This window comes from Ruegeria sp. CDSA141, assembly GCF_059612005.1.
In genome coordinates this window covers 365,305-378,361 of the sequence record NZ_JBXWPT010000001.1, presented here as the reverse complement: position 1 = coordinate 378,361, position 13,057 = coordinate 365,305, and the positions used below count along the sequence as shown (strand labels likewise).

Genomic DNA, 13,057 nt, shown 5'->3' with positions numbered 1-13,057 from the left:
CCCTCCTGGTTCGTTGCATCCTACCACGTTCTCACAATTTTTGGGTCCTCAGGCTGCTTCCCCATCTGATTGCTGCCGGTTCCACAGTTGTGCATACCGCCCGGACTGCGCCAGCAACTCGTCATGCGTGCCCTGTTCGATGATCTCGCCGGCTTCCAGAACCACGATCCGATCAGCTTCGGCAATGGTGCTGAGGCGATGGGCGATGGTGATAACCGTACGCCCCTCTCCTGCGCGCGCCAGCGCATCCTTGATGTCCTGCTCGGTATCCGTGTCCAGGGCGGAGGTCGCCTCGTCCAGCAACAGGATCGGCGGGTTCTTGAGCAAGGTCCGCGCGATGCCCACACGTTGTTTCTCACCGCCGGAGAGTTTGAGCCCCCGCTCACCCACCATAGTGTCATAGCCGTCGGGCAGCGAGGTGATGAAGTCGTGGATCTGTGCGGCTCGGGCTGCGTCCTCGACCTCTTCCGGGGTGGCTCCATCGCGGCCATAGGCAATGTTGTACCGGATGCTGTCGTTGAACAATACCGTGTCCTGCGGCACGACTCCGATGGCCGCGTGCATGCTGGTCTGTGTCACATCCCGCACATCCTGCCCGTCGATCTTCAACGCCCCTTTGGTCACATCGTAGAACCGAAACAACAGCCGCCCGATGGTGGACTTGCCCGACCCCGTTGCCCCCACGATGGCTACGGTCTGACCCGCCGGGACGGTCAATGAAACACCCTTGAGGATCTCCCTCTCCGGATCGTAGCCGAAATGCACGTCGTCCAGCGTGACTTCGCCGCCATTTACCTTCAGATTGGGCGCACAGGGCTTGTCGGTAACTTCGGCAGGCTGTTCGAGCAGATCAAACATCTGCCCCATATCGACCAACGATTGCCGGATTTCCCGATAGACCGTCCCCAGAAAATTCAGGGGTACGGTGATCTGGATCATGTAGGCGTTGACCATGACAAAATCGCCTACGGTCAGGTTTCCGCTCTGAACACCGACGGCAGCCAGAACCATCACTCCGATCAGACCACAGGTGATCAGGAAAGACTGGCCAAAGTTCAGAAACGCCAGTGAGTAAGCCGTTTTCAGTGCCGCCTCGGCATAGGCTTTCATTGACACATCATACCGTTTAGCTTCGCGGGCTTCGGCGTTGAAATACTTGACGGTTTCGAAATTCAGCAAGCTGTCGATAGCACGCTGATTGGCTTCGGTATCCTGATCGTTCATCTCGCGGCGAAGCTTCACCCGCCATTCTGTCACGGCAAAGGTGAACCAGATATACAGACCAATGGTGACGGCGACGACCACCAGATACCAGACATCGAACAGCCACATCAGGATGATCGCAACCAGCAGCAGCTCCAGGATCAGTGGCCCGATCGAGAACAGCAGAAAGCGCAACAGGAACTCGACCCCCTTGACGCCCCGTTCGATGATGCGGCTCAGACCTCCGGTACGGCGGGACACGTGGTAACGCATCGAGAGGTTGTGAATATGCTGAAAGGTCTCGAGCGCCAGCGCCCGCAAGGCCCTTTGCCCCACAGGGGCAAAGGCTGCGTCTCGCAGCTGTTGGAATCCCACAGTCAACATCCGGGCCACGCCGTAGGCGACCGTCAGTCCGACTGCGCCCAGCGCCACCGGTGGCACACCCTCACCTGCCAGCGCATCAACCGCACCCTTGTAGAGGATCGGCGTGTAGACCGCGATCAGCTTGGCAAGCACCAGCATGACCATGGCAATCACCACGCGGCGCTTTACCCATGGCTCATCCTGCGGCCAAAGATAGGGGGTCACTTTGCGGATCGTGCGCCAGCCCGAGCTTCGCTCGTCACTCCGCACCAAATCGTCCGAGGTCATAGCAGGTGTTCGTCTCATCACGTACCTTATCTGCGGTCAGAGATTTGCCCCCGGCCCTTTTGGGCCAGAGGCGATTATTGTTCAGGTATAGTGAAGATCTGCCCCGGATAAATCAGATCCGGATCACGGATCAGATCGCGATTGGCCTCGAACAGCCGCACATACAGGACGCCGTCGCCAAACCGGTCGCGCGAGATGGCCCACAGCGTGTCACCCTGTTGAACCGTGACGGAACGGATTACCGGTGCCCCCCCCTGCGCATTGGTCTGGTTGGCTGCTATTGCGGCATCCAGCACCTCGGCCGGTTCCCGTTTGAACGGAGTTTCAACCCGGCTGAGCACCGTCCCTTCCGTATTCACCGCATCCACGCGCAGGGTGTAGACACCCGGATCAATTCCCTCCAGATCGCTGCGCCAGGATCCATCCTCTTGCGGGTCGAGATCGGCGATCAGACGATTGTTCAGATAAAGTCGAACGGCTGCGCCGTCCTGCACACGTCCAGTCAACTGGACATTTCCGGTATCAGAATACCCGATTGTATCAAGTGCGATCTGATCGGGGGGCGTATCCCGCACCACAGGAGGCTGTACCAGTTCAACACCTTCTTCGCCCGACCGCAGCACCGCAATCTGCTGATCCGGTTCGGGTGCCTCTGCCGGCAAGTCGGCGGTTTGCGTTTCTTCGACTTCAGGCACCGTGGTTTCGGGATCAGCCGGTTCAGGTTCTGCCGTTTGAACCTTGGCGTCAGACTCAGTCTCAGCTTCAACATCGACAACCGCGGTACTGGTTTCCGCTGCATCTGCGGGCGCGCCCTGATCCGATGCCGAAGCTTCTTCAGTAACGGGTGCCTCTTCGACCGGTTGCGGCAAGGCCGCAATCAGGTAGTCGTCGGATTGCGTCGTCCGCGACCCATCCGAGCTTTGCAGGACCAGCCCCTGAGCCGCGTCGCTGAAAGGGATCGAAACGAATTCGGCAAACTGACCGCTGCTGTCTACGGTAAATGTGTGCAGGGGTTCTCCGTTCAGCAGCACCTCGATCCGGCTTCCGGGCTCTGCATCGCCGGACAACAGCGCCGTGCCATCCGCTTCAACAAATATCTGATCCAGCACCGGAGGGGCCGCTGGCTCGGGCGCGGTATCTTCCGACGTTGCAGCGGCAGTATCCGCGTCAGAGACGGCTTCGGCAGCTTCACTTGTGTCCTCGGCAGGCTCGGTCGTGGGCTCTTTGTCAGCGGGAGCCGCCTGTTCAGCCGCTTCCGGTTCCGAAACCTGCGCCTCCTGCTCTTCAGGTTCCGGGGCTACGGCGGATGCGGTTTCCTGCGGGGCGCTCGGCTCGGGCGCTTTGGTGAAGACGCCGGACAGATACAATCCACCCGCGCCCAATATCGCAACAAGACCCGCAATCACCCCCCAGATGAAATTGCCCGAGCTTCCGTTTCCCGATTTGGCGTCCATTATTTTCCTTTCACTCCGCCTGGCAAAAGCTTTGCGTTGAAGAGCTTTCCGGCGGACAGTTGAGCCAACCTATCAATCCCGCTATCACGGGTCAAAACCCCTGACACAACCCCGGAGCCCACCTTTAATGTCTCAGAAATCAATCTGTGTGTATTGCGGGTCACGCAATGGAGCCGAGAAGGCTTATTCTGTAACTGCCCGACAGTTTGGCAGCCTACTGGCGCAGGAAGGCTGGCGGCTGGTCTACGGAGCCGGAGATGTCGGTTTGATGGGTGAAGTGGCCCGTGCCGCACAGAATGCCGGTGGTGAAACCTTCGGCGTCATTCCGGTGCACCTGGCCAAACGTGAGGTCGGAAAAACGGATCTGACCCATTTCGTGATCACCGAGACAATGCACGAGCGCAAGAAGGTCATGATCATGAACGCTGATGCCGTCGTTGTTCTGCCCGGCGGTCCGGGGTCGCTGGACGAGCTGTTCGAGGCGCTGACCTGGCGCCAGCTTGGACTGCATGACAAACCCATCGTCGTGGTCAATGTGAATGGGTATTGGGACGCATTGCACACATTGTTGGACCAGGTGATCGGGCAAGGCTTTGCCGACGCGTCTCTGGCGAATTTCATCACCTGGGTTGAAGACGCCGATACAGCCATGGTCGCCTTGCGGGACAAACTGACCTGACGATGGAAAACCGTGCGGGCGGTTGAACCGCCCGCCGTATTGATCAGGCCAGTCTGGCCTTGGGTTGCAGACTGTGGCGCACCACTTGCTCGACTTTGTGCAAAGGATGATTGGTCAGGGTCTTGTTGACCTCTGCCACGACCTTTCCAAGCACTTCGCTGTGCAACCGACGCCGCAACAGACCCAGAACCTGAGGGCTGGCCACCAGAACCAGCCGGTCATAGGCCCCTTTCAGCCCCTTGCGATTCAACAGATTCGCCAGATCCTGCACAAACAGAGATTTTGCGTGTGCCTTCCACGTGGGTTCTTCAACTGCTGATTTCTGATTTGGTCCGCCGTCGTTGCGACGACCTGCGCGGTCGGCCGGCTTCCCGGTCGGACCGTCTTGTTCTTCGACAGCAACGACGACAAGGTTGGGATCGTCGGCATCGGTGATATTCTCCATCACCAGCGCTTTCTCTCCATCTGCAACAATAACCCAAGTTCCCTGTGTAAGTGCGACCATTGCGATCTCCTGATTAGGTTGTGTTCTGGGTATCCCTCGACCTGCCGGACATGCGGCTTCGTTGGCGCACGCACAGTGCGCAGCCCGATCATTGATTGAAGTGATATGCGGTTCTCTCCCTCCGCCTTTCAAAGATGTGCTTTGGAGAGCAGCAAACAAGATACCGTCATGCAAAAAGGGCGCGTATCGGCGGGTTTTCACCGTCTGGTCATCAACCCTTTAGGCGGAAATCTCGACAACGGTGATTTCGGGCGTCACGCCCAGACGAACCGGCAGGATTGAACATCCGATACCGCCCGACACGACCAGATCACGCCCATCTTCGCGTACATGGCCATAGGCATACCGGTTGCCGAATTTCGACGGCACAACGGGCGACCAGCCGAACAGGCGCACCTGGCCACCATGTGTGTGCCCCGAAAGGGTCAAGGCCACCCGCTCGGGCACAGTGGGGAAAACATCGGGCTCATGCGCCATCATCACAACCGGAGCGTCATCGGTGATCTGCCCCAAAGTACCTGCCAGATCGTCCAATCCCTGTGGTTTGCCTTTGCGCCAGATCGCAAGCTGATCCTCAAGCCCGGCCAGCCAGATGCCCGGAGTTTCGAGCTTGATGGCAGTATTGGACAACACCGAAATGCCATTCTGTTCCAGGATTTCGGCGTAGTGATTGGGCCCGGATCCGCGCCGCTGTGCCGTCCTGTCATCCCACCAGTCGTGATTGCCCAGCACGGCAAAGACACCATTCTTCGCCTCAAGCCCGGCAAGCACGGGTGCCAGGTCCTGCATCTTCACCGCGTCCGAGACAGCTTTGTGGCTTGCAAAGAAATCACCCAGCAGAAGGATCACGTCCGGAGCCAGCGCATTGGTTCGGCGGACCACCTGCTTTACGCGGTTCAGGCCGACATAGGGTTCGCCGACATGCAAATCGGACAGTACGGCGATTCTGAGCGGCGGCGCCGTCCAGTCGTCCCGCTGAATGCGCCATTTGCGCACGCGCAACCGCACTGCGGGTTCAATGACGAACCCGTAGGCGGCCGTAACAAGGCCTGCCAGCGTCACCGCCAGCAGGCCCTTTATGAACCGGCGTCGGTTCAATTCATTACATCCGTGATGCGACGTTTTCCCAGTTCACCAGATTGTCGAGGAAGTTCGACAGGTAAGCCGGGCGCTTGTTGCGGAAATCTATGTAATAGCTGTGCTCCCAAACATCGCAACCCAGCAGCGCGGTCTGACCAAAACAAAGCGGGTTAACACCGTTCTCGGTTTTGGTTACGGCCAGCGAGCCATCTGCATTCTTGACCAGCCACGCCCATCCCGAACCGAACTGACCAGCACCAGCGGCGCTGAACTGCGATTTGAATTCGTCAACCGAACCAAAGCTTTCTGTCAGAGCTTTTTCCAGCTCACCGGGCATTGCGTTGCCGCCGGGCCCCATCATTTCCCAGAACTGGTTGTGGTTCCACAGCTGGCTGATGTTGTTGAAGATGCCGTTCTGTGCAACAGCGTTCGCGTCGTAGGTGCCAACGATGATCTCTTCCAGCGACTTGCCGTCCCATTCGGTGCCGGCGATCAGCTTGTTGCCGTTGTCGACATAGGCCTTGTGGTGCAGGTCGTGGTGATATTCCAACGTTTCCGCGGACATACCCTTGGCTGCCAGCGCGTCATGTGCATAAGGAAGATCAGGAAGTTCAAAAGCCATGTCGGCCCCCTGTTTAAATGTAAGTTGCGGTTCCCAAGGTTAAATGCTTTGGCTGCCGCCGCAGGTCAAGGGGCGAGACAAGAAAACCCGGAGGCAGGCGATGCTGACACAGGTGCGCAAGATGTTCTATCGCGCCCGCGGATATTATGCGGGCAATCTGAACGGCGAGCCCTTTCGTCTGGACCCGTATCATTCGAAATTCTGGCGCAAAGCCACTGCGGGCGCTTGGGAACCTGAAACTTTTGCAGTGCTTGACCGGTTCCTGTCCCCGCAAAGCGACTATCTGGATATCGGAGCGTGGATTGGCCCGACGGTGTTGTACGGTGCACGCAGGGCACGGCATGTCTGGTGTTTTGAGCCTGACCCGACCGCGTTCCGGCACCTGGCATGGAACCTTGATCTGAATGACGTTCAGAACGTCTCGGCATTCGGAGTCGCCCTGTCAGATCGGTTTGGTGTGGCACGCATGGCCTCCGTGCGCGGTGAGCCCGGAGATTCCACCAGCTCACTTCTGCACGACGGCGCACATGGATCGGATGCGCTGACGATCGCCTGGGATCAATTCGAAAAGACAAACGACCTGTCACGGGTTTCGCTGGTCAAAATGGACATCGAAGGGGCGGAATTTATTGTTGCACCCACTCTGTCCGCGTGGCTGAGGGAACGGCGGCCTGCCCTGCTTCTATCGCTTCACGCACCATTGCTGCCGGAAAACGAGAGGCACGAACGTGTCAGCGCTTTGATAAATGAACTGGGGTTTTACTCGGGGCTGTCGGACGACAAAGCGCACCCTCTCAAGGTTTCGGACTTGCTGACCAAAGACGGCCTGAACCGTTTTCACACCATTCTCATGCATGGGTAGAACGTCAGGCGACTTTTTCTTTGTTTACGCGAAGTCCTGCTTGCATTTCTGAGATGTATCACTTTGAGTGTGTACATCAAAAATCACGGCCAACCGGATAAAATGAAAAGACTTTTCCTGATTGTCACCGCCGCAGTGCTTGCACAAACCGCTACGGCAGAAACAGTTACCTATCATTGCAAGATGACCAAGCAAGACGCCCATGGCTGGATTGCGCCAGAGTATGCTTTCCGGATTGACCCCGCCACAGCTTCGGCGATGGCCGCAACGTCGTACCAAGATTGGGCCAAAGCAAAATTCAAAGACCGCGGTGCCAAGGGGTATCGTGTTATCTGGAACCTCGATCAAAAAATGGTCGCCGGTGGCAATGCCCGTGTTCGATATCAAGCGAACCTGAAACCATCCGACAACACAGTCGCCGTTCGCATGGCATTTGTTCAGGGAAATTTTGCGAACAAGCCCTTTGGGGTCGGGACCTGCTCCACGGTAAAATGAGAAAATGCCCCGGTAGAACCGGGGCATTCTTCTTTTCTTTCAGTAGATCCCGACCTCACTGCCAGGTTGCGCCGCAACCTTGAGCAGTTTGAAAACGTAATCCGCAGCCGAGCGGAAGCAGACCACCCGGAAGGTCTGTTCATCGTCCATCCAGAAAGCACCTGCCACTTGCGCCAGACGTGAGCGGCGGATTTGGCCAGGCTGGAAAGCATCCGCCGACAGATCGACAGGTGCAACCTTACCCAGAACTTCGCGGGCGCTGGCACCAGAGATACAGAAGACGGCGCGGGCATCCGAGACGTTGACCGCCAAAGCGTGGGTGCCACTCAGGGCACCGACCATGTCGGCCAGTTTGGCGTCGACTTCTGCGTATGGCACCAGCACCAGCAACTCGTCCGTCGACATCCAAGCCACGCCGGTATCGCCCTTGACCAGCGCCTCGCGCTGACCGGGCACTTTCTGGCCGGTCGCATCCTTGACGGCCTTGGCCAGCACCTTGTCGGACAGGTCGCCGCGCAGCGTGATCATACCCTGAAGACCGCATTCCTCGATCTTGGCGATGCCGGAATAGCTTGCGTGGTTTAATGCGCTGATGGGTTCAGACATTCTGCTTCTCCCCGTCCTTGTCATAGAAGATCGGGTCCACGATCTTGGCTTTGTAGGTTTTTCCGTCGGTGCCCGGGAACTCGACGATCTCGCCCATGCGGTCGGGACCGTGTTTGATCAGCCCCATGGCGATACCCTTGTCGAGGTTGGCAGAGTAATATGTCGACGTCACACGGCCGATCATATTGCGCTGACCGTTGGCATTGACGCCCTCGCCCACCGCGTAAGCACCATCCGGCAGAACCGATCCATCCACAGTCTCGAGACCGACCAGTTTCCAACGCTCGGGATCCGCCATGTGGCTGCGGGAATGGGCACGTTTGCCCAGATAGTCCTCTTTCTTTTTCGAAAGCGCCCAGTGCAGCCCCAAATCCTGCGGGATCACGGTGCCGTCGGTCTCGTCGCCGATCATGATAAAGCCCTTCTCGGCCCGCAGGATGTGCAGGCATTCGGTTCCGTACGGCATGACGCCGAATTCTTTACCTGCCTCCATCAGGGCATCCCAGAACGCCTGACCATGACTTGCGGGCACGGCGATTTCGTACGACAACTCGCCCGAGAACGAAATGCGGTAGGCCCGGCAAACGAAGTCTCCGATCTTGCCATCGCGCCATTCCATGAAGGGCAGCGCCTCTTTGCTGACATCCATGCCGCCCAGCTTCTCCAGCACCTTGCGGGCGTTGGGGCCAACCACGGCGACCTGCGCGTATTGCTCGGTCACGTTGGCAACATAGACTTTCCAGTCCCACCATTCCGTTTGAAGCCATTCTTCCATATGACCATGGATGCGCTCGGCTCCGCCGGTAGTCGTGTGGCACAGCCATGTGTCCTCGTCGATTCGGGCGACAACGCCGTCGTCGATCAGAAAGCCGTTTTCCGAACACATCAGACCGTAGCGACACTTGCCGACCTTCAGCGTGGACATCATGTTGGTGTACATCATGTCGAGGAACTTGCCGGCATCCGGGCCTTTGACGATCAGTTTGCCCAACGTCGAGGCATCCAGCAGGCCGAGGTTTTCGCGGGTGTTCTTGACCTCGCGATTGACCGCGTCGTGCACAGACTCACCGGGGCGGACATAGGCATAGGCACGGCGCCAATGGCCAACCGGCTCCCAGTCGGCTCCGTTCCTGTCGTGCCAGTTGTGCATCGGTGTCTGACGGATTGGCTGAAAGACCTCACCCCGTGCCTCACCGCCGACCGCACCCATCGAGATAGGCGTATAGGGTGGGCGGAAGGTCGTTGTGCCAACCTTGGGGATTTCGGATTCCAGCGCATCAGCAAGGATTGCCAATCCGTTGATGTTGCTCAATTTACCCTGATCAGTTGCCATACCCAGCGTAGTGTAGCGCTTGGTGTGTTCGACGCTTTCATACCCTTCGCGCGCAGCCAGTTGGACGTCTGAAACTTTGACGTCGTTCTGGAAGTCCAGCCAGGACTTCATGCGCAATTGAACTTCTGCATTTGCCGGCATGAGCCAAACCGCTTCCATCGGCGTTTCGACGGTTGTCTCACCTGCGGGCGCCTTGGTGTTCTTGGGTTTGAAGCCAGCCGCCTTGGCAGCGGCCTTACCGGCGACATGCGCGTCTGTCAGTACATCTTGCAACGCCAGAGGACCGTTGGACGCGCCAGCAGCAACAACGAACCCCTTGCCGTCGGCCCCCAGCGGTGGACGCTCAGGATCTGGCCGGAAATGCGCGTTCGCGTCGTCCCAGATCAGCTTGCCTCCGCAATGGGACCACATGTGCACGACCGGAGACCAGCCACCAGACATGGCGACCGCATCCGCCTCAACCTCTTCACGCGCGCCGCCGACACCTTCCTGATTGCAGATGGCAACCTTTTTGACGCGCTTGCCGCCTTTGACTTTGGCAATGGCTTTGCCCGGATCGACGCGGATACCCAACTGGCGGGCTTCTTCCGCCAAAGGTCCAGCCGTTGCCCGTGCGTCAACAATACGCAAAACATCCACACCTGCCTGTTTCAGGATAATCGCGGTGCGGTAAGCGTCATCATTGTTGGTGGCGACGATGACACGATCCCCCGGAGTCACCCCCCAGTTCACGACATAATCGCGCATGGCCGAAGCCAGCATCACACCCGGAACATCGTTGCCAGCAAAGGACAATGGTCTTTCAATTGCACCTGTTGCCGTCACAATTTGCTTGGCACGAATACGCCACAAGCGGTGGCGCGGGCCCTGCACGCCCGGCGTGTGGTCCGTCAGACGTTCGTATCCCAACACATAACCATGATCGTAAACACCCGCTCCCATGCAGCGTGTGCGCATAATAACGCTGTCCATTGTTTCGAGTTCGGAAACCAATTGTTCCACGAACTTATCCACAGGCTCACCATTGACGGTGCCTCCGTCAACCGGAGCGCGACCGCCCCAATGCGCGGTCTGCTCGATCAGCAGAACCTTCGCACCGGATTGTGCCGCCGCCTTGGCCGCCTGCAAACCAGCCACACCACCACCAATCACCAAAACATCTGTAAAGGCGTAGAAGTGCTCATAAGTGTCGGCATCCCGGTTGTCCTTGTCGGGCGCCTTGCCCAATCCCGCCGACTGCCGGATGAAAGGTTCGTAGACGTGTTTCCAGAAGGGCTTGGGGTGGATGAAGGTCTTGTAGTAGAATCCGGCCGGCAGGAACCTGGCAAACGCCGTGTTAACCGCGCCGATATCATGTTCAAGGCTTGGCCAATGGTTCTGTGAAATTGCGGTCAAGCCGTTGAACAACTCGGTCGTCGTGGCGCGCTGGTTCGGCTCGAACCGGTTGCCCTGTCCCAGACCGACAAGGGCGTTCGGCTCTTCCGCGCCGCTGGCGACAACTCCGCGGGGGCGGTGGTACTTGAACGACCGGCCCATCATCATCTGATCGTTGGCCAGCAGCGCTGAGGCGAGCGTATCGCCTTCGTAGCCCTGCATAGAAGTGCCGTTAAAGGTAAATGTAACTTTCTTCGACCGGTCAATCAGCCGGCCTTGTTTTGCGAGACGGGTGCTCATGTCGCTGACCTTTCGCATGTGGAGGCGTCAAAGCCTCCGGCGGGAGTATTTTTGAAAAGATGAAGCATCAGGAGAACTCTCTCCACGTCCAGCCGGGCCGTTTAGCGGTGATGGCATCCTTGATGTCTTGCGGCGGCTCGGTGACCTGCGCGGAATAGGTGCCGAACACTTCGAGTGTCTGCGTGCAGCGAGCGGCGTGGAACCACTTGCCGCAGCCATTGGCGTGCCGCCAGCGTTCAAAGTGAACACCCTTCGGGTTTTCACGCATGAACAGGTAGTCGTGGAAATCGTCTTCGGACGAGCCCGGGCCGAAACGCTTCAGATGCGCCTCACCACCAGCGGCCAGTTCGGTTTCTTCGGCGTCTACGCCGCAATAGGGGCAATTCAGGATTAGCATGTTGTCATCCTTTTGGCGGTCGGTCGGCACGGGGGCCGACCTGAATTCTGTTTTCTGGCACCTTGGGGACCCCCCTTAGTGTGCCACCCCGGCGGCGACGCTTTCGTCAATGAAGCGGCCCTCTTTGAAGCGGTCCAGCGAGAAGGCTTCGGTCAGCGGTGAATGTCCCGTGGCCATCAACTGCGCCATCCCCCAGCCCGATCCCGGAATTGCCTTGAAGCCACCGGTGCCCCAGCCGCCATTGATAAAGCAGCCCTGCAAAGACGTTTTCGACAGGATGGGCGAGCGGTCACCGGTCATGTCCACGATCCCGCCCCACTGACGCAGCATCTTCAGGCGCGAAATCATTGGGAAGGTTTCGACAAGCGCCCGCACCGTTTCCTCAATATGATGGAAAGACCCGCGCTGCGTGAAGTTGTTGAACCCGTCGGTTCCCCCGCCGATCACCATCTCGCCCTTGTCGGACTGAGACATGTAGCCGTGCACGGTGTTGGCCATCACAACCACATCCATGCAGGGTTTGATGGGCTCCGATACCAGCGCCTGCAACGCAACGGCTTCCAGCGGCAGACGGAAGCCCGCCATCTCGGCCAACTGACCCGAATGGCCCGCGACGACGATGCCCAGCTTGTCACAATCGATGGCACCCTTGGTGGTGTCGACCCCGACGACGCGACCTTTATCCGAGCGTATACCGGTGACTTCGCATTGCTGGATGATATCCATACCCATCGCCGAACAGGCACGCGCATAGCCCCACGCCACCGCATCATGGCGCGCAGTGCCCCCGCGTTCCTGCCAAAGGCCGCCCAGAACCGGATACCGGGGGCCGTCCAGGTTGATGATAGGCACCAGTTGCTTGACGCGTTCGGGACCGATCCATTCAGTCTTTACGCCTTGCAGGGCGTTGGCATGGGCCGTTCGCTGATAGCCGCGGATCTCGTGCTGGGTCTGCGCCAACATGATGACACCGCGCGGGCTGAACATGATGTTGTAGTTCAGCTCCTGGCTCAGGTCCTCGTAGAGGCTGCGCGCTTTCTCGTAGATTGCAGCAGACGGGTCTTGCAGGTAGTTCGAGCGGATGATCGTCGTGTTGCGGCCGGTGTTGCCACCGCCCAGCCAGCCTTTTTCGATAACCGCGACATTCTGAATACCGTAGTTCTTACCAAGGTAATACGCGGTCGCCAGACCATGACCGCCAGCACCAACGATGATGACGTCATAACGCTTCTTGGGTTCGGGTGAGCGCCAAGCGCGCTCCCATCCGGTGTGATAGCGCAGAGCTTCCCGCGCCACAGCAAAGGCTGAATAGTGTTTCATGTGCGAATCCATCCGGTTCGGTGATTGGGCGCAGATATGCCGTGTGAGTGCATTTTAGCCCTGCCGTGCAACGCCGCAATATAGCACTATTGCGACATGTCGCTCATTCGCGGCCATTTGTCCCTTTTGTCGGACGCCTCACAGGTCTAAGTCAGGGCAGCATCCTCGGAGGGACC

At 58.5% G+C, this 13,057-nt stretch carries 12 protein-coding genes; 3 read left to right on the top strand and 9 right to left on the bottom strand.

What is annotated here, in order from left to right; translation table 11 throughout:
* Nucleotides 1-48 precede the first annotated feature (48 nt).
* Both AC2FLP_RS01885 and AC2FLP_RS01880 read right to left on the bottom strand, forming a co-directional pair.
* Complete coding sequence (locus AC2FLP_RS01885) at nucleotides 49-1,854, bottom strand: ABCB family ABC transporter ATP-binding protein/permease (RefSeq protein ID WP_496681625.1); 1,806 nt, start codon at nucleotides 1,852-1,854, stop codon at nucleotides 49-51.
* 74 nt (nucleotides 1,855-1,928) lie between these two features.
* Nucleotides 1,929-3,308, bottom strand: a complete 1,380-nt coding sequence (locus AC2FLP_RS01880; protein WP_496681119.1) for a LysM peptidoglycan-binding domain-containing protein — start codon at nucleotides 3,306-3,308, stop codon at nucleotides 1,929-1,931.
* A gap of 127 nt (nucleotides 3,309-3,435) precedes the next feature.
* Between AC2FLP_RS01880 and AC2FLP_RS01875 the strand changes: the two genes are divergently transcribed.
* Nucleotides 3,436-3,987 carry an LOG family protein gene (locus AC2FLP_RS01875; RefSeq protein WP_496681122.1) on the top strand — a complete coding sequence of 184 codons (552 nt, stop codon included), beginning with the start codon at nucleotides 3,436-3,438 and terminating at the stop codon, nucleotides 3,985-3,987.
* A 43-nt stretch (nucleotides 3,988-4,030) separates the two neighbouring features.
* Here the strand turns inward: AC2FLP_RS01875 and AC2FLP_RS01870 are convergent, their stop codons facing one another.
* The 3 genes from AC2FLP_RS01870 to AC2FLP_RS01860 all read right to left on the bottom strand — a co-directional run bounded on the left by AC2FLP_RS01870 (nucleotide 4,031) and on the right by AC2FLP_RS01860 (nucleotide 6,194).
* Entirely contained in the window at nucleotides 4,031-4,492 is a 462-nt protein-coding gene (locus AC2FLP_RS01870; protein WP_299894264.1) for a baeRF12 domain-containing protein, read from the bottom strand.
* A gap of 219 nt (nucleotides 4,493-4,711) precedes the next feature.
* Nucleotides 4,712-5,590 carry a metallophosphoesterase gene (locus AC2FLP_RS01865; RefSeq protein ID WP_299894267.1) on the bottom strand — a complete coding sequence of 293 codons (879 nt, stop codon included), beginning with the start codon at nucleotides 5,588-5,590 and terminating at the stop codon, nucleotides 4,712-4,714.
* Nucleotides 5,591-5,594: 4 nt separating this feature from the next.
* On the bottom strand, nucleotides 5,595-6,194 hold the full coding sequence (locus AC2FLP_RS01860; protein ID WP_113789565.1) for a superoxide dismutase: 600 nt from the start codon (nucleotides 6,192-6,194) through the stop codon (nucleotides 5,595-5,597).
* A gap of 100 nt (nucleotides 6,195-6,294) precedes the next feature.
* Here AC2FLP_RS01860 and AC2FLP_RS01855 point away from each other — a divergent pair, with 100 nt between their 5' ends.
* On the top strand, nucleotides 6,295-7,056 hold the full coding sequence (locus AC2FLP_RS01855) for an FkbM family methyltransferase (RefSeq protein WP_496681127.1): 762 nt from the start codon (nucleotides 6,295-6,297) through the stop codon (nucleotides 7,054-7,056).
* A gap of 63 nt (nucleotides 7,057-7,119) precedes the next feature.
* Nucleotides 7,120-7,551: a hypothetical protein gene (locus tag AC2FLP_RS01850; protein ID WP_299894275.1), complete on the top strand. Its 432-nt coding sequence runs from the start codon at nucleotides 7,120-7,122 to the stop codon at nucleotides 7,549-7,551.
* Between the two features lie 39 nt (nucleotides 7,552-7,590).
* Here AC2FLP_RS01850 and AC2FLP_RS01845 read toward each other — a convergent pair whose 3' ends face one another.
* The 4 genes from AC2FLP_RS01845 to AC2FLP_RS01830 all read right to left on the bottom strand — a co-directional run bounded on the left by AC2FLP_RS01845 (nucleotide 7,591) and on the right by AC2FLP_RS01830 (nucleotide 12,881).
* Nucleotides 7,591-8,157 carry a sarcosine oxidase subunit gamma gene (locus tag AC2FLP_RS01845; RefSeq protein ID WP_117868553.1) on the bottom strand — a complete coding sequence of 189 codons (567 nt, stop codon included), beginning with the start codon at nucleotides 8,155-8,157 and terminating at the stop codon, nucleotides 7,591-7,593.
* Nucleotides 8,150-11,164, bottom strand: coding sequence for a sarcosine oxidase subunit alpha family protein (locus AC2FLP_RS01840; protein ID WP_496681131.1), 3,015 nt, complete (start codon nucleotides 11,162-11,164; stop codon nucleotides 8,150-8,152). Before AC2FLP_RS01840 ends, AC2FLP_RS01845 begins: the two co-directional genes overlap by 8 nt.
* A 67-nt stretch (nucleotides 11,165-11,231) precedes the next feature.
* Nucleotides 11,232-11,561, bottom strand: coding sequence for a sarcosine oxidase subunit delta (locus AC2FLP_RS01835; RefSeq protein ID WP_496681134.1), 330 nt, complete (start codon nucleotides 11,559-11,561; stop codon nucleotides 11,232-11,234).
* A gap of 75 nt (nucleotides 11,562-11,636) precedes the next feature.
* A complete protein-coding gene (locus tag AC2FLP_RS01830; protein WP_117872663.1) occupies nucleotides 11,637-12,881 on the bottom strand; it encodes a sarcosine oxidase subunit beta family protein in 1,245 nt (414 codons plus the stop codon).
* Nucleotides 12,882-13,057: the final 176 nt, after the last annotated feature.